At 59.1% G+C, this 15,135-nt stretch carries 15 protein-coding genes; 10 read left to right on the top strand and 5 right to left on the bottom strand.

Features of this window, described 5'->3' with window-relative positions:
- Nucleotides 1-53: 53 nt before the first annotated feature.
- The 9 genes from hmpA to ACIPOO_RS18215 all read left to right on the top strand — a co-directional run bounded on the left by hmpA (nt 54) and on the right by ACIPOO_RS18215 (nt 9,148).
- Complete coding sequence (gene hmpA, locus ACIPOO_RS18255; RefSeq protein ID WP_400608794.1) at nt 54-1,235, top strand: NO-inducible flavohemoprotein; 1,182 nt, start codon at nt 54-56, stop codon at nt 1,233-1,235.
- 302 nt (nt 1,236-1,537) lie between these two features.
- Nucleotides 1,538-2,047, top strand: a complete 510-nt coding sequence (locus ACIPOO_RS18250; RefSeq protein WP_274134021.1) for a disulfide bond formation protein B — start codon at nt 1,538-1,540, stop codon at nt 2,045-2,047.
- Nucleotides 2,048-2,515: 468 nt separating this feature from the next.
- The gene (gene cyoA, locus ACIPOO_RS18245; RefSeq protein ID WP_274134022.1) at nt 2,516-3,451 is read left to right on the top strand and encodes a ubiquinol oxidase subunit II; all 936 of its coding nucleotides are present in this window, start codon (nt 2,516-2,518) and stop codon (nt 3,449-3,451) included.
- Between the two features lie 3 nt (nt 3,452-3,454).
- A complete protein-coding gene (gene cyoB / locus ACIPOO_RS18240; RefSeq protein ID WP_274134023.1) occupies nt 3,455-5,470 on the top strand; it encodes a cytochrome o ubiquinol oxidase subunit I in 2,016 nt (671 codons plus the stop codon).
- A 3-nt stretch (nt 5,471-5,473) separates the two neighbouring features.
- Nucleotides 5,474-6,100, top strand: a complete 627-nt coding sequence (locus tag ACIPOO_RS18235) for a cytochrome o ubiquinol oxidase subunit III (RefSeq protein ID WP_274134024.1) — start codon at nt 5,474-5,476, stop codon at nt 6,098-6,100.
- Nucleotides 6,101-6,433 carry a cytochrome o ubiquinol oxidase subunit IV gene (cyoD, locus tag ACIPOO_RS18230; RefSeq protein ID WP_400608793.1) on the top strand — a complete coding sequence of 111 codons (333 nt, stop codon included), beginning with the start codon at nt 6,101-6,103 and terminating at the stop codon, nt 6,431-6,433. It begins immediately after the preceding gene.
- Nucleotides 6,434-6,443: 10 nt separating this feature from the next.
- Complete coding sequence (cyoE, locus tag ACIPOO_RS18225) at nt 6,444-7,334, top strand: heme o synthase (RefSeq protein WP_274134026.1); 891 nt, start codon at nt 6,444-6,446, stop codon at nt 7,332-7,334.
- 247 nt (nt 7,335-7,581) lie between these two features.
- The gene (locus tag ACIPOO_RS18220; RefSeq protein WP_400608792.1) at nt 7,582-8,484 is read left to right on the top strand and encodes a glycosyltransferase family 2 protein; all 903 of its coding nucleotides are present in this window, start codon (nt 7,582-7,584) and stop codon (nt 8,482-8,484) included.
- Between the two features lie 40 nt (nt 8,485-8,524).
- The gene (locus tag ACIPOO_RS18215) at nt 8,525-9,148 is read left to right on the top strand and encodes a CatB-related O-acetyltransferase (RefSeq protein ID WP_274134028.1); all 624 of its coding nucleotides are present in this window, start codon (nt 8,525-8,527) and stop codon (nt 9,146-9,148) included.
- 184 nt (nt 9,149-9,332) lie between these two features.
- On the opposite strand, the gene ACIPOO_RS18210 is transcribed toward ACIPOO_RS18215, so the two are convergent.
- From ACIPOO_RS18210 to ACIPOO_RS18190, 5 genes are all read right to left on the bottom strand, one after another.
- A complete protein-coding gene (locus ACIPOO_RS18210; RefSeq protein ID WP_400608791.1) occupies nt 9,333-10,295 on the bottom strand; it encodes an ATPase in 963 nt (320 codons plus the stop codon).
- Nucleotides 10,296-10,409: 114 nt separating this feature from the next.
- A complete protein-coding gene (locus ACIPOO_RS18205; protein WP_400608790.1) occupies nt 10,410-11,198 on the bottom strand; it encodes a transporter substrate-binding domain-containing protein in 789 nt (262 codons plus the stop codon).
- Nucleotides 11,199-11,304: 106 nt separating this feature from the next.
- Complete coding sequence (locus ACIPOO_RS18200) at nt 11,305-11,895, bottom strand: DedA family protein (protein WP_400608789.1); 591 nt, start codon at nt 11,893-11,895, stop codon at nt 11,305-11,307.
- A gap of 108 nt (nt 11,896-12,003) precedes the next feature.
- Nucleotides 12,004-12,666 (bottom strand): hypothetical protein, encoded by a 663-nt coding sequence (locus ACIPOO_RS18195; protein WP_400608788.1) that lies wholly within the window; start codon nt 12,664-12,666, stop codon nt 12,004-12,006.
- A gap of 213 nt (nt 12,667-12,879) precedes the next feature.
- On the bottom strand, nt 12,880-13,800 hold the full coding sequence (locus ACIPOO_RS18190) for a LysR family transcriptional regulator (RefSeq protein WP_400608787.1): 921 nt from the start codon (nt 13,798-13,800) through the stop codon (nt 12,880-12,882).
- 118 nt (nt 13,801-13,918) lie between these two features.
- Between ACIPOO_RS18190 and ACIPOO_RS18185 the strand changes: the two genes are divergently transcribed.
- Entirely contained in the window at nt 13,919-14,662 is a 744-nt protein-coding gene (locus ACIPOO_RS18185) for an SDR family oxidoreductase (protein ID WP_400608786.1), read from the top strand.
- Nucleotides 14,663-15,135: the final 473 nt, after the last annotated feature.

The following is a 15,135-nucleotide window of genomic DNA, read 5'->3' as shown; positions in this document are numbered from 1 at the left end:
GCTTCCTGATATGACTCAGTCAGTCCTTACTAACCGAGTCTCAGGAGTCAATCATGTTGAATGCTTCGGATCGTGCCATCGTCAAATCCACTGTCCCGCTGCTGGAGAGTGGGGGTGAAGCGCTGACCACTCATTTCTACAAGAAGCTGCTCGACCGCTACCCGCAGGTGCGCCCGCTGTTCAACCAGGCGCACCAGGCCAGTGGCGACCAGCCTCGCGCCCTGGCCAACGGCGTGCTGATGTACGCCCGTCACATCGACCAGCTCGAGCAACTGGGTGACCTGGTTGCCAAGATCATCAACAAGCACGTCGCCCTGCAGATTCTGCCGGAGCACTACCCACTGGTCGGCGAGTGCCTGCTCGAAGCGATCCGTGAGGTGCTGGGCGCCGACATCGCCACCGACGAAGTCATCAATGCCTGGGGCAATGCCTACGGCCAACTGGCTGGCATCCTGATCGGTGCCGAGGAAGGCATCTACAAGGACAAGGAACTGGCCGCCGGCGGCTGGCGCGGGGCTCGCGAATTCAAGATCGCGAAGAAGGTGCAGGAAAGCGCGGAAATCACTTCGTTCTACTTCGCTCCGGCCGATGGTCAGCCAATCCTGGATTTCACACCCGGCCAGTACCTGGGCCTGCAACTGTTCGTGAACGGTGAGGAAATCCGTCGCAACTATTCGCTGTCGGCGCTTGCGGGCAACGGTCAGTACCGCATCAGCGTGAAGCGTGAGCCTGGCGGCCGTGCGTCCAACTTCCTGCACGATAACCTCCATGTAGGTGACAGCATCAATCTGTATCCACCTGCTGGCGACTTCACCCTTTCCCACAGCGAAAAACCGCTGGTGCTGATCAGTGGCGGCGTCGGTATCACGCCGACCCTCGCGATGCTCCAGGCGGCTCTGGACACCCAGCGCCCGATCCACTTCATTCACTGCGCACGCAACGGGGCAGTCCATGCGTTCCGTGACCTGATCGAAGAACTGGCCGGCAAGCACCCACAGCTCAAGCGTTTCTACTGCTACTCCGAGGATGACGGTGTCAGCCCGGCAGCCCATGCGGTTGGGTTGCTCGACCAGGCACGTCTTGAGCAGTGGCTGCCAGAGGACCGCGATCTGGATGCCTACTTCCTGGGCCCGAAAGGTTTCATGGCGGCGATCAAGCGCCAGTTGAAGGCGGCAGGCGTACCGGACAAACAGGCCCGCTACGAGTTCTTCGGCCCGGCCTCTGCGTTGGAATAATGCGAACCCGGGGTTCGCCCCGGTGCGACAAATAGACGCACGTTTCTATATATAAGGAAGAGGTGCGGCGTTGTGCCCCTGCGGCATGGTGTCGCACGCTTCTATATATAAGGAAGGGAAGGGGTTTGGTGTCGGTCGATTGTTACCGATTTGCTTAATGTTCGGCTAATGCCACTGTGTTCACCATCTGCACCGGCGTGCGCCCGCGACGATGGTAGAATTGCCGGCTTTCCGGGCAACCGGGGCACGCGATAACGCAGATCTGCCGATCTGGATGGACACCAAATGCAAAGGGCATGGGAATGACTGACGAGATGTTTTACCTGCGACGCGAAAAACAGTTTCTGGTCCTGCTGGGCATCATCTGCCTGGCATTGATCGGCGGGGCGCTGTACATGCAGGTCGTGCTGGGCGAGGCGCCGTGCCCGCTGTGCATCCTGCAACGCTACGCCTTGTTGTTCATCGCCGTGTTCGCCTTCATCGGCGCCGCCATGCCGGGACGCCTGAGCCTGACGGTCTGCGAGGCACTGGTGACCTTGAGCGCGGTGGGCGGGATTGTTGCAGCGGGGCGTCATGTCTGGATCCAGACCCACCCCACCGAGAGTTGCGGAATCGATGTGCTGCAGCCGATCGTCGATGGCCTGCCGCTGGCCTCCTGGTTCCCCCTGGGGTTCCAGGTCGGTGGTTTCTGCGAGACGCCATATCCGCCAGTTCTCGGACTTTCGCTGGCGCAATGGGCACTGATCGCTTTCGTTCTCACCGTAATTCTGGTACCAGCGGGCATCATCCGCAACCGGATGAAAGCACGCTGATTACAGAAGCTTGCGTAAAAAATCGCCTCGAATTCCTCAAGAAATTTGAGGCCTTTACGACAAAATTGGGTGCGACATATGAGCGCATTCTTACAGAATGGGAAATTAACTGTTGCGCAATAACTCATAGTCAATAAAACTTTACGTATCTACAATCGCCCCCACTTAACGCCCCTCCGCCCCTGGCGGTCGCGTAAATCGAGGTCAGAAAGCGTTTTTACGCCTTTGTAGACGCCGTTTGGATGGCCTCATGCGTAAAGTTCTGAATGTCTGCGCCAAGGGATTTGGTCCGCAAAGGCAGTTGCCACCATTCGAATAAGAAACCACAGCAAAACCGGAATTGTTACGAGGCCACAAGCTTCCTGACAGGCCCCTGTTCAATCCAAGAATTTGCCAGCACCTGGCAGGGTGAAGTGTTGGCGGTCGAAACCCAACTGCGATGCGAAAGCTGCTTTTAGAGGTCGTGAGATGAGTAAAAAAAGGTACCCCAGATTGTTTGGCTTCTTGGCCCTTTTCAGCATGCTCCTGCTCAGCGGGTGCGATTACACCTTGCTGGATCCCAAGGGCCACATTGGCATGCAAGAGCGTGATCTGATCATCACCGCAACTCTGCTCATGCTGCTGGTGGTGGTGCCGGTCATCTTCATGACCATCATCTTCGCCTGGAAATACCGCGCCTCGAACAAGAGCGCTACCTACACCCCTGACTGGGCCCATTCGACCAAGATCGAACTGGTTGTGTGGCTGGTGCCCCTGGCCATCATCATCGTGCTGGGCTACATCACCTACAAGTCGACCCACGCGCTGGACCCATACCGTCCGCTCGAATCCGACGTCAAGCCTGTGACCATCGAAGTGGTCGCGCTGGACTGGAAGTGGCTGTTCATCTACCCGGAACAGGGTATCGCCACCGTCAACAAGATCGTTTTCCCAGCCCACACGCCGATCAATTTCCGCATCACCTCTGATTCGGTCATGAACTCGTTCTTCATCCCTGCACTGGGTGGCCAGATCTACGCGATGGCCGGCATGCAGACCAAACTGCACCTGATCGCCAACGAAAACGGCGAGTTTGACGGTATCTCCGCCAACTACAGCGGCGCAGGCTTCACCGGCATGAAGTTCAAGGCAACTGCTACCGATCAGGCTGGTTTCGACGCCTGGGTTGCCGAAGTCAAGAATTCTCCGAAACAACTGGCAACCGACGAATACACCGCTCTGGCCAAGCCTAGCGAACGTAACCCGGTTGAACTCTACTCCACGGTCACTCCGAACCTGTTCCAGATCATCATCGACAAGTATGAAGGTATGAAGCCGGGCAAGATTGTCCACGAGAAGAAAGAAGTGGCCGGTATGGAAGGGATGGACATGGGCAAGAATTCAGCTGCGCAGGCAGAGGAGTAAACGATGTTTGGTAAATTAAGTCTGGACGCGATTCCGTTCCACGAACCGATAGTCATGATCACGCTCGCCATGATCGCTATCGGTGGCGCGGCGGTTTTCGGTCTGATCACGTATTTCAAGAAGTGGACCTACCTGTGGACCGAGTGGCTGACGTCGGTCGACCACAAGAAAATCGGCGTGATGTACATCATCATCGCCATGGTCATGCTGCTGCGCGGCTTTGCCGACGCCATCATGATGCGTTCCCAGCTGGCCCTGGCCACCGAGGGTTCGCCTGGCTACCTGCCGCCTGAACACTATGACCAGATCTTCACCGCTCACGGTGTGATCATGATCATCTTCATGGCGATGCCGTTCTTCACAGGTCTCATGAACATCGTTCTGCCTCTGCAGATCGGCGCTCGCGACGTTGCCTTCCCGTTCCTGAACTCCCTGTCCCTGTACCTGCTGATCTCCGGCGTGGTTCTGGTGAACGTGTCCCTGGGCGTCGGCGAATTCGCACGTACCGGTTGGGTTGCCTATCCGCCGCTGTCTGAACTGGGCTACAGCCCGGGCGTGGGTGTGGACTACTACATCTGGGCACTGCAGCTGTCGGGTCTTGGTACGACACTGACGGGCGTCAACTTCCTGGTTACCGTCCTGAAGATGCGCACCCCTGGCATGAAACTGATGGACATGCCGATCTTCACCTGGACCTGCACCTGGGCCAACGTCCTGATCGTGGCTTCGTTCCCGATCCTGACCGGCACCCTGGCGTTCCTGACCCTCGACCGTTACCTGGACTTCCACATCTTCACGAACGAATTGGGTGGTAACCCGATGATGTACGTGAACCTGTTCTGGGCATGGGGTCACCCTGAGGTTTACATCCTGATTCTGCCGGCGTTCGGTGTCTTCTCCGAAGTCATCTCGACCTTCACCGGCAAGCGTCTGTTCGGCCATCACTCGATGATCTACGCTTCCGGCGCGATCTCGGTACTGGGCTTCATGGTCTGGCTGCACCACTTCTTCACCATGGGTTCGGGCGCCAGCGTCAACGCCTTCTTCGGTCTGGCGACGATGCTGATCTCCATCCCGACGGGTGTGAAGCTGTTCAACTGGCTGTTCACCATCTACCAGGGCCGCCTGCGCTTCACCGCGCCAGTACTGTGGACCCTGGGCTTCATGATTACCTTCTCCATCGGTGGTATGACTGGCGTTCTGCTGGCTATCCCGGGTGCCGACTTCGTTCTGCACAACAGCCTGTTCGTGATCGCGCACTTCCATAACGTGATCATCGGTGGTGCCGTATTCGGTTACATCGCAGGTTTCGCGTTCTGGTTCCCTAAAGCGTTCGGCTTCAAGCTGAACGAGAAGTGGGGCAAGGCAGCGTTCTGGTTCTGGATCTCGGGCTTCTACGTGGCATTCATGCCGCTGTACGCACTGGGCTTCATGGGCATGACCCGTCGTCTGAACACCACTGACAACCCGGACTGGACTCCGTACCTGCACGTAGCCTTCTGGGGCGCGGCACTGATCATGGTCGGTATCGCCTGCCAGTTGATCCAGATCTACGTGAGTATCCGTGACCGCGAGCAGAACCGCGACCTGACCGGCGACCCATGGAATGGCCACACCCTGGAGTGGTCCACTTCTTCGCCACCGCCGTTCTACAACTTCGCCGAACTGCCGAAGGCAGGCGAGATCGACGCGTTCTACGCAGCCAAGCGTGATGGCGAGGCGTACAAGGTTCCGGCCAAGTACTCCGACATCCACATGCCGAACAACACCGCGACCGGTCTGGTCATGGGTGCACTGCTGACCGTATTCGGCTTCGCAATGATCTGGCACATCTTCTGGCTGGCTGGTGCGAGCCTGGTAGGTACCATCGTCTACTTCGTCATCCACGCTGCACGTGACGATCAGGGCTACATGGTTCCTGCTGCTGAAGTGGCCCGCATCGAAGGCGAGCAACACAAGATCCTGGCCTCGGTTCGCGCCCAGGCAAACTCTCCTGTCAACAAGCTGGAGCAGGCATAAACAATGTCCAACTTAGTATTTGATGGGGCGAAAGGTCACGATCACGATCATGACCACGCCCATGATCACCACGATGCCGGCGAGATGAAGATCTACGGCTTCTGGATCTACCTGATGACCGACTGCATCCTGTTTGCGTCGATCTTCGCAATCTATGCAGTACTGGTTAACAACGTCGCCGGTGGTCCTTCGGGCCACGACATCTTCGAGCTGCCATACGTGCTGGGCGAAACCGCCTGCCTGTTGCTCAGCTCGATCACCTACGGCTTCGCCATGCTGGCGATGCACAAGGGCAACAAGGGCGGCGTTCTGGGCTGGTTGTTCGTGACCTTCCTGTTCGGCCTGGGCTTCATCGGGATGGAAATCAACGAATTCCACCTGCTGATCTCCGAAGGCTACGGCCCTAACCGCAGCGGCTTCCTGTCGGCGTTCTTCACGCTGGTCGGTACCCACGGTCTGCACGTGACCAGCGGTCTGATCTGGATGGCGATCCTGATGTATCAGGTTTCGAAAAACGGCCTGACTTCGACCAACCAGACCCGCCTGAGCATGCTCAGCCTGTTCTGGCACTTCCTGGACGTGGTCTGGATCTGCGTGTTCACCGTTGTCTACCTGATGGGGACCATTTAAATGGCTAATTCGCATCACTCCCATGACGATTCCAGCCACGGCAGCTTCAAGTCGTACATGGTCGGTTTCGTACTGTCGATCATCCTGACCGCGATTCCTTTCGGTCTGGTGATGTTCCCGACTATCTCGAAAGTGGCCACCCTGTGGATCGTGCTGATCTTCGCAGTCGTGCAGGTACTGGTTCACCTGGTGTACTTCCTGCACCTGGACCGCTCGGTAGCACAGCGCAACAACGTGATCACCTTCGCGTTCGCCTCGCTGGTTATCCTCCTGCTGGTCGGCCTGTCCGTCTGGATCATGTTCAGCATTCACACCGTCATGATGGCGAAGTGAGGAAAACCTGATGTCACTGAAGCACTTTATCCAAATCACCAAACCGGGGATCATTTTCGGTAACGTGCTTTCGGTGGCAGGTGGCTTTTTCCTGGCGTCCAAGGGGCATGTCGATTTCGCCCTGTTCCTTGTAGCGATGATCGGTACTTCGTTGGTGGTCGCGTCCGGTTGTGTTTTCAACAACTGCATCGACCGCGACATCGACCTGAAGATGGAACGCACCAAGAATCGTGTGCTGGTCCAGGGCCTGGTTTCTCTGAAACTGGCCCTGGTCTACGCCACGGTGCTGGGCGTTGTCGGCGTCGGCCTGCTGTACTTCAAGGCCAACCCGCTGGCGGCGCTGTGTGCGGTGATCGGGTTCGTGATCTACGTGGGCTTCTACAGCCTGTACCTCAAGCGTAAATCCGTTCACGGCACGCTGGTCGGGAGTTTGTCTGGCGCGATGCCACCGGTCATCGGTTACGTCGCGGTCAGCAACACCTTCGACCTCGCGGCGCTGACCCTGCTGGTGATGTTCAGCCTCTGGCAGATGCCTCACTCGTACGCCATCGCGATCTTCCGCTTCAACGACTACCTGGCTGCCTCGATTCCGGTCCTGCCGGTCAAGCGTGGTATCCGGGTCGCCAAGCTGCATATCCTGATCTACATCCTGGCGTTCCTGGTCGCGACCCTGATGTTGACCTTCTGCGGTGCCGCAGGGCTCAACTACCTGGCCGTCGCTGCCGCCATGGGCATGTACTGGCTGTACATGGCCTGGTCAGGTTACAAAGCCAAAGATGACACCGTTTGGGCACGCAAGCTGTTCGTGTTCTCCATCTTCACCATCACGGCCTTGAGCGTGGCGATGTCGCTGGACTTTCAAGTCACCAAGGAGTTGCTGGTTACCTACGCAGCTCCCTGATTGCCTGAACTGAAACACCGAAAACCCCGCCGCTCGCGAGAGCTGCGGGGTTTTTTATTGGGCGTTGAATCGTGCAGCTCAGACAGCAAGTACGAGTACTGTGTAGGAAAATTCCGTTTCAGAAGTCTTCAGGCTCTAATCAGCCCATGACAAAGGCCATCTCTTTGCCGCATCATGTAACGGTTTTGTACAAGGATCGTGGTCAAAACGCCTCTGATCCAGTCGTAGCGATACAAATAACAGAATTATGACTGACACTATCACGCCAGAAATCCGGCCGGAAAACGACTCGATCCCGCTCGTGTCGATCATCGCCCCCTGCTACAACGCAGAGAAGTATCTGGACGTTGCGATGGCCAGCATCTTCGCCCAGGACTATCCGAACTTCGAAGTCATCATCGTCGATGACGGTTCGAGCGATAACAGCGTGGCGATGCTTAAGGCTCTGCAGGCCAAGTACGATTTTCAGCTCTACTCCCAGGCCAACCAGGGCGTCAGCGCGGCACTGAACCACGGACTGCAACATGCCCGTGGCGAATACGTCTGCACCCCGGATCTGGATGACATCATGCTGCCCGCATCGGTGCGCCTGCGCGCCGATTACCTCAACGAGCATCCGGAAGTCGGCTGCGTCGGCGCCCTGATCATCTACATGGATTCCGACGGCAACGACACCAAGTCGCAGAAGCTGTCGAGTATCCAGAAACTGAGCTTCGACGAGATTCTGGGTGATGCCATCGTGGTGGGCGCGCCCGTGTCCCTGTATCGGATGGACGCCCTGCGGACGGTGGGGTTCTACGACCCGGAGATCAAGGTCCAGGATTTCCAGATGACCCTCAAGATTGCCAGCAAGGGTTATCAGGTCCACGTGCTGCCCGTGAGCGTCACGCGTTATCGTCGCCACCCCAACAACCTGTCACGCCGCTACAAGGTGCTGCTCGATGCCGACATGCGCACCATAGCGCCCTACAGCACTCACCCGGCGTACAATCGGGGTCTGACTGCCATCATCAACAAAGCGTTGAAGTACGCGGTGGTCAGCGACAAGAAATACGCCTGGACGCTGCTGCGCTCCATTCCGCTACGGCAGTTCAACAAGACCACATTTCGTCGCTTCAAGCGCCTTCTGCTGCATCGTCAGAGCAGCTGAAAAGCCTCTGCCGCGTCTGCTTTTGTTCACGGATCCCTGCATGAAATTCCTCGAACTGCTGAAAACCCGCAAGACCAGAAAGCACCTGCGCAGCCTGGACAAACTCGAACGCGCCCCGGAAAAGATCCGCCTGCGCTATCCGCACTACGTGGTCGGCACCGGCACCTATGGCATCCCTGAAGTGTTCGAGTTCGGCGATGACACCATCTTGCGGATCGGTTCCTACAGCTCCATCGCGGCAGGCGTGAAAGTGCTGCTGGGCGGCGAGCACCGCACCGACTGGCTGACCACCTACCCATTCCCGGCCATGATGAAGGGCCTGGAAGACATCAAGGACTACGCCCCCAGCAAGGGTGATGTGGTCATCGGCAGCGACTGCTGGATCTGCGCCGACGCGATGATCCTCTCGGGCGTGACCGTGGGCCATGGCGCCATCGTCGCCGCCGGTGCAGTAGTCACCCGTGACGTGCCGCCGTTCGCGGTAGTGGGTGGCAACCCGTGCAAATTCATTCGCTGGCGTTTTGACGAGGCGGTTCGTGAGCAACTGCTCGCCTCGGCCTGGTGGGACTGGCCCATGGACGAGGTCAAAAGCGTGGCCCGCATGCTGTCGGGGTCGGACCTTGAAGCATTTCTTGAATACGCACGCTCGCGCAAAGTCGCGTGAGGTCGTGCTGACCACACCCGTCCCGTAGCAGTCCGGCTTGCCGGCGTCGGCGATCTCGAGGATGCCGTCGCGGGCAAGCGCGCTCCTACGGGATGAGGTCAGACACAAACACCGCGCACATCCGTAGCAGCACGGCTTGCCGGCGGGGCGATCTTGAGTGCGCCGACGCCGGCAAGCTGGACTGCTACAGCGTCGGGACGTCCTTCGCCGGCCCCAGCACAATTGCCAGGTGCCGCAAGTCCTCGATCTCCACGCTCAGGCTCTTGCCCGACGGGCTCGCAGCCAGCGTGCCCAGCGCGAAGAGGGTAAAGAACTTCACCTCGTCGGCATGGCTCAGCAACTCGGCGATGTAGCGACTGGAACGATAGGCCTGCATCTGCGCAGGCGAGACATACAGCGTCACCCGCTTGCCCTGCAGCCGGTCAAAGAACGTGAACCTGAACCCGGTCCCGAAGCGCTCCACCAGCCCGCCACCATACAGCACGCGTCGCTCGTCACCGACCTGTGCGTACTTGATGTGGCGAAAGTACGAGCGCAACGTCACCTCGCCCTGGCCCGGAACACGCAGCGTCAGAAGGGCAAATTCCTCTTTGCTCAGCTCGGCCTGGGCCTGGCGGAAACTGTCCACCAGCCGCTCCAGATTGCTGGTGCGGGTTTCCTTGGGCTGATTGCGCTTGGGTGTGTCAGACACAGGCGTTGGTTGCGCAGGTTCTTCTGCCTGGGGGGTGTCAGGCTTGTCTGTGTCAGGCGCCGGTTTCACCCGTTCCTTGAGGGATGGATCGAACACGTCGATGTAGTCGTCCAGCTTGCGCCTGGCCTTGCGCAGCGCACTTTCTGACTCCGTTTCTTCGGCAGGCGGCGCGTCCTGGGGCGTGTCGTCGACCCACTCGCAATCAGCGTGATGTTCGTAATTGGGATTGGCGCGAAAGTGCGCAGCGATAAACGCCGGATTTTCCTGCGGCTTGACGTCATACCGTACGCCGGTGACCTTCACCCCCAGCGCCCGGCAGGCCTCGGAAGAGCACAGGAAACTGAAGCGCGCCCGCGGCGGCTCCTGGGAAAAGTATTCACGCCGCGCCGCAACGATCGACAGCTCCTGCTGCAGTTCGACACAAAACGCGCGAGTGATGCTCTTGCTGGTCTTCATGAAAGCGGCCGGTTCCTTTGCCCAGGTGACATAAGGGCATGATGCGTAATCGCCATGAACCGGGCAATGGCTTGTGACCGCTTTTGCAGGATCAAGCTCACGCCTACAGGCTTGTCATTGGCCCGGGACCGCCAGCCATTCGCCGACCACTTTCTGATAGGTACCGGTGGCCTTGGCCAGATGCAGCCATTGATCGACGTAGGCCTTCCAGCTCACATCGTCGCGAGGGAGCAGGTAGGCCTTTTCGCCGTACTGCATGTAGCGTGACGGGTTGACTGTGCACAGCCCCGGCAAGCGTTTCTGCTGGTACAGGGCTTCGGACGCATCGGTAATCATCACGTCTGCCTGCTTGTCCAGCAATTGCTGAAAGATGGTCTTGTTGTCATGAAAGGCCAGCTTCGCGTTGGGCAGAAACGCCCGGGCGAACGCCTCGTTGGTGCCGCCCTGAGGTTCGATCAGACGGACATCGGGCTGATTGATCTGCGCAACGGTCTGGTATCTGGCCTCGTCCTCGCACCGTACTAGCGGCACCTTGCCGTCGATATCCAGCGTGTCGCTGAAAAACGCCTTCTTCTGCCGCTCCAGCGTCACCGAAATCCCGCCCACCGCGATGTCGCACTTGCCCGCGGTGAAGTCCGTCATCAGCGTCTTCCAGGTGGTCGGCACCCACTCGACCTGCGCCCCGAGGCTCTGCGCCAGCGACTGCGCCAATTCAATGTCGATGCCCTCGTAGCCACCGTCCGGTCTGTGGAAGGTATACGGCTTGTAGTCCCCGGTGGTGCAGACCGAAAGCTTGCCACTTTGCTGCACCGAATCCAGACGCGAAACCGCCTCGCCCGCCTGCGCCTGCGCCATCCCGAGCAGGCTAACCAGCAGGGTGGCAGTGATGTTTTTGTTGTTCATGTGATCGATCCCTGTGAGGTGACATCCGGGGTGTTGTTATAGAGGTGGGGGAGAGGGATGGGAAGCGTCAATCTGCCACAAGATAGTCGCAACACCAGGGACTGATCTATTTACTGGGTGCCCGAGCCGCCCGGACCTTCGCTCGATGATGCCGCACCAGCGCGACCACTGCCGCAATCACCACCACGCCGATGAAGATCGGCAGGCGGTAGGGTTTGAGGTTGCCCAGCAGGTTCTGCAGCGCTTCGCCGGCCCAGTAACCGGCCATGACGAAGAGGGTGGCCCATACGGCGGCGCCGAGCAGGTTGATCGCGGAAAAACGGATCGGTGACAGGCGACTGGCGCCGATCACCAACGGGCCGATCAGGCGCATGCCATAGAGAAATCGCACCGAGAACACCGAGGCCATAGGGTAACGTTCGATCAGCCCTGACACTCGGTCAATGGTGGCTTGCTGGCGATGCAGGCGCGGCAGGATGCGGGGCCCGAAATAGCGACCGGTCCAGAACAGGATCTGGTCGCCGAGCATGCCGCCCAGGGTGGCGATCAGGATCACATCGACAAGACGCAGGGATGTCTGGTGCGCAGCAAGCCCGCCCAAAATCAGAATGGTTTCGCCTTCCAGCAGGCAGCCTATGAACACGGCCCAGTAGCCGTAGTTGACGAGCAGCGCGTTGATGTCGATATGTTCGAACATGGGGGAAAGCGGCCTCAAGGCAGGGACCTGCCGCAACGGGCGGAAGGTTTGCCGTTCGACCTGATCGGTTCGTCAACAGTTCTATCCCGTTTTCTGCCCCGAAGCCACTCACTCGCTGTATTCGGCTTCCAGTGCCGCGAGATCTTTCTCTATCACCTTCATCAACATTTCCCACTCGCCCTGGGTACGTTTAATCGCCTCACCTTCGCGGGAGTAGAGAAAATCGATGACGTTCGCGGTTTCCTTGGCCTTGGTGGTCGGGCGGAAGGCGTCCATGCTCAGCACCCGCGCCAGCATGTCCAGCTCGGTGGCGTGGTTGACCCACTGCCAATTGTCCTTGATCACCAGCTTGTCGATGAGAATGCATTGCTTCTTGAAGCTGCGCAGGCTGGCGCCAAAGGGGCTGGCCGCCAGTAGCGAAGTGATGCGCGAACCTTCGTTGTTGGCCTTGTCCACCGCATTGGGGCCAAAGAACCACTCGTTGAAGCTCAGTTCGATCTCACGAAAGGCGACATTGGCATCCCAGATGATGCCCAGCGCCTTGTTGTGGATCATCTCGTTCTTCCAGGCGCGATAGGCCTTGAACGCAAGGCCCACCAGGCCTATGGCTGCCAGCGCCTGCACCAGGGCCGAACAGGAATTGATGACGTCGTACGCGCGGGCCGAGCCTGAGACACCAGCGCCCGTGTAGGACTCGTAGAAGACAGCCCCGGTCATTGCCGCGAGGGCAAAGAGGGCACAGTAGAAACCAAATGCATAGGGATCTTTCATTGTTGTTTTTATCCGATCAGCGAGGTTAAACGTATGGTCCATTTCGCTCTGGATCAGTCATTTTTCAGGCTAGTTGAGAACTGGGGATTTGCAGGAAGGGTGACGAAATGAATTCTTACAACCGCCACGAAAACCGTAGCAGCACGGCTTGCCGGCGGGGCGATCCTGAGCCATTCGGCGCCTTGGAAGACGACACGCCGGCAAGCCGGACTGCTACGGGTTGCGGCGATGCGGGAACAGTCGGGGGTCAGCAAGACAGTCCTTCAGGTGGTCATAGACCAGTCGCACACGTGGAGGTACCGGGCCTGACTGCGTGCGGTAAATAATCAGGTCCGTGGAGGGCGGCGCGCAGTCGGCCAGCACTTCGATCAGCCGTCCCTCGCTCAAATGTGGTTCGGCCAGATAATGCGGCATCTGCGCAAAAGCCAGCCCACCGAGAATGAATTCAAGCTCCGTTTCCGGATCGTCGCAGCTGAACGCGGGGGAGGGCGGCAGGTAGTCCTGACCCTGGGCAAAAAACCACGGCCATGGCCGACCATGATTGCGGTCGATCAACAACGACATGGGCAAGGCTTTCAGATCCTCGATGCTGGTGGGCGACCCCACCCTCTCGATCAACGAAGGCGCCGCGACGATTTTCAATGGCACCTGCGCCACCGCCCGCGCGATGTAGCGCCGGTCCCGCACTGCACCGACCCGGATGCCGATGTCGATACGCGACGCCACCGCATCGGTCAGTTGGTCCTCCAGGCTCAACTCGATCCGCAGCCCAGGATGCTGCTCCATCAGCGGCCTGAGAAACCCCGGCAGGTACAGCTTGCCAATGGCATGGGGTGCAGTAATGCCTACCCGCCCCGTGATTTCGGCACTGCGGGATTTGCTGTGGGCCACGAACAGCTGATCGAACCGGTTCAGCGTCTCTCGCGCTTGCTGGGCGATCTCCCTGCCGAACGCGGTGACATGAGCCTGGCGTGTGCTGCGGTGAAACAACGGCTCGGCAAAGGTGCGCTCCAGTTCCTTGATCGCCCGCGTCACCTTCTGCGGCGACGTCCCAAGGCGATGGGCCGCCTCGCGAAAGCTTGGCGCATCTACTGCAACCAAAAATACCCGCAGCATCTCCATGCGATTGAGCATTGCACGCCTCGTGTTCCAGAAAGTGGAATTCTCAAATCCTAACTCTTCCATTTTCTGGATCGGATATCCACTGCAAACTTCTTCTCAAGCACTTACCACTCGCTTGAGGAGATTCAAAATGAGCAATGGCATTCAAAACAAGGTTGTTGTCATCACTGGCGCCAGCAGCGGTCTGGGCGAGGCCACCGCGCGTCACCTGGCCCGCCTGGGCGCCAAGGTTGTTCTGGCTGCGCGCCGTCAGGAACGCATGGACGTCATCGTCAGCGAAATCAAGGCAGAAGGCGGCCAGGCCTCGGCCTACACCGTCGACGTCACCCGCCGCGAAGACCTCAGCACCCTGATCGAAAACGCCGTGCGCGACTTCGGCAAGGTCGATGTCATGATCAACAACGCCGGCTTCATGGCCATCGCCCCCATCTCCGAACTGCGCGTCGAAGAATGGGATCGCATGATCGACATCAACATCAAGGGCGTACTCTACGGCGTGGCCGCCGCGCTGCCCAAGTTCGAAGCCCAGGGCTTCGGCCACTTCATCAACATCTCGTCGGTGGCCGGGATCAAGGTCTTCAGCCCGGGCGGCTCGGTCTACAGCGGCACCAAATACGCCGTACGCGCCATCTCCGACGGCCTGCGCCACGAAGTCGGCGGCAAGATCCGCACCACCACCATCGAGCCAGGTGCCGTTGAATCCGAACTCAAACTCGGCAGCGGCCACCAGCCAAGCGCTGACGTGGTGAACGAGTTCTACAAAATGGCCATCCCGGCCGAGTCGGTCGCACGAGCGATCGCCTACGCCATCGAACAGCCGGGGGATGTGGACATCAACGAAATCGTGTTGCGGCCGACTGCGCAGGATTTCTGATCAGCGCATCACCTGCCAGCGTGGCGCTGTCACCAACGCCTCGCCGGCAAGCCGGACTGCTACGACTCTGCTGTGAAATCTAAACCGCAACCACACCCCAAATCCCGTAGCAGTCCGGCTCGCCGGCGTCAGCGATCTCAAGGCCGCCCCCGCCCGGCAAGCCGTGCTGCTACGGATCTGCAGTGCAATCCAAACCGCAGGCACACCCCGTTCCCGTAGCAGCACGGCTCGCCGGCGTCAGCGATCTCAAGGCCGCCCCCGCCGGCAAGCCGTGCTGCTACGGATCTGCAGTGCAATCCAAACCGCAGGCCCCCCCGTTCCCGTAGCAGTCCGGCTCGCCGGCGTCAGCGATCTCAAGTCCGTCCCCGCCGGCAAGCCGGACTGCTACGGTTCTGCAGTGCAATCCAAACCGCAAGCACACCCCGATCCCGTAGCAGCACGGCTTGCCGGCGGGGGCGATTTCATCAACTCCA

The organism is Pseudomonas sp. NPDC090201 (assembly GCF_044746825.1).
Lineage (GTDB): Bacteria > Pseudomonadota > Gammaproteobacteria > Pseudomonadales > Pseudomonadaceae > Aquipseudomonas > Aquipseudomonas putida_AD.
The sequence above is the reverse complement of the archived record's forward strand: the minus strand, read 5'-3'. Positions and strand labels throughout refer to the sequence as shown.

Bases quoted from the DNA above. Each gene is read 5' to 3' on its own strand.
- ACIPOO_RS18185 (WP_400608786.1), top strand. From the start codon at position 13,919: ATGAGCAATGGCATTCAAAACAAGGTTGTTGTCATCACTGGCGCCAGC.
- ACIPOO_RS18215 (WP_274134028.1), top strand. From the start codon at position 8,525: ATGAAATTCCTCGAACTGCTGAAAACCCGCAAGACCAGAAAGCACCTG.
- ACIPOO_RS18250 (WP_274134021.1), top strand. From the start codon at position 1,538: ATGACTGACGAGATGTTTTACCTGCGACGCGAAAAACAGTTTCTGGTC.
- ACIPOO_RS18200 (WP_400608789.1), bottom strand. From the start codon at position 11,895: ATGTTCGAACATATCGACATCAACGCGCTGCTCGTCAACTACGGCTAC.
- ACIPOO_RS18220 (WP_400608792.1), top strand. From the start codon at position 7,582: ATGACTGACACTATCACGCCAGAAATCCGGCCGGAAAACGACTCGATC.
- ACIPOO_RS18195 (WP_400608788.1), bottom strand. From the start codon at position 12,666: ATGAAAGATCCCTATGCATTTGGTTTCTACTGTGCCCTCTTTGCCCTC.
- cyoD (WP_400608793.1), top strand. From the start codon at position 6,101: ATGGCTAATTCGCATCACTCCCATGACGATTCCAGCCACGGCAGCTTC.
- cyoE (WP_274134026.1), top strand. From the start codon at position 6,444: ATGTCACTGAAGCACTTTATCCAAATCACCAAACCGGGGATCATTTTC.
- ACIPOO_RS18190 (WP_400608787.1), bottom strand. From the start codon at position 13,800: ATGCTCAATCGCATGGAGATGCTGCGGGTATTTTTGGTTGCAGTAGAT.
- hmpA (WP_400608794.1), top strand. From the start codon at position 54: ATGTTGAATGCTTCGGATCGTGCCATCGTCAAATCCACTGTCCCGCTG.
- cyoB (WP_274134023.1), top strand. From the start codon at position 3,455: ATGTTTGGTAAATTAAGTCTGGACGCGATTCCGTTCCACGAACCGATA.
- cyoA (WP_274134022.1), top strand. From the start codon at position 2,516: ATGAGTAAAAAAAGGTACCCCAGATTGTTTGGCTTCTTGGCCCTTTTC.
- ACIPOO_RS18210 (WP_400608791.1), bottom strand. From the start codon at position 10,295: ATGAAGACCAGCAAGAGCATCACTCGCGCGTTTTGTGTCGAACTGCAG.
- ACIPOO_RS18205 (WP_400608790.1), bottom strand. From the start codon at position 11,198: ATGAACAACAAAAACATCACTGCCACCCTGCTGGTTAGCCTGCTCGGG.
- ACIPOO_RS18235 (WP_274134024.1), top strand. From the start codon at position 5,474: ATGTCCAACTTAGTATTTGATGGGGCGAAAGGTCACGATCACGATCAT.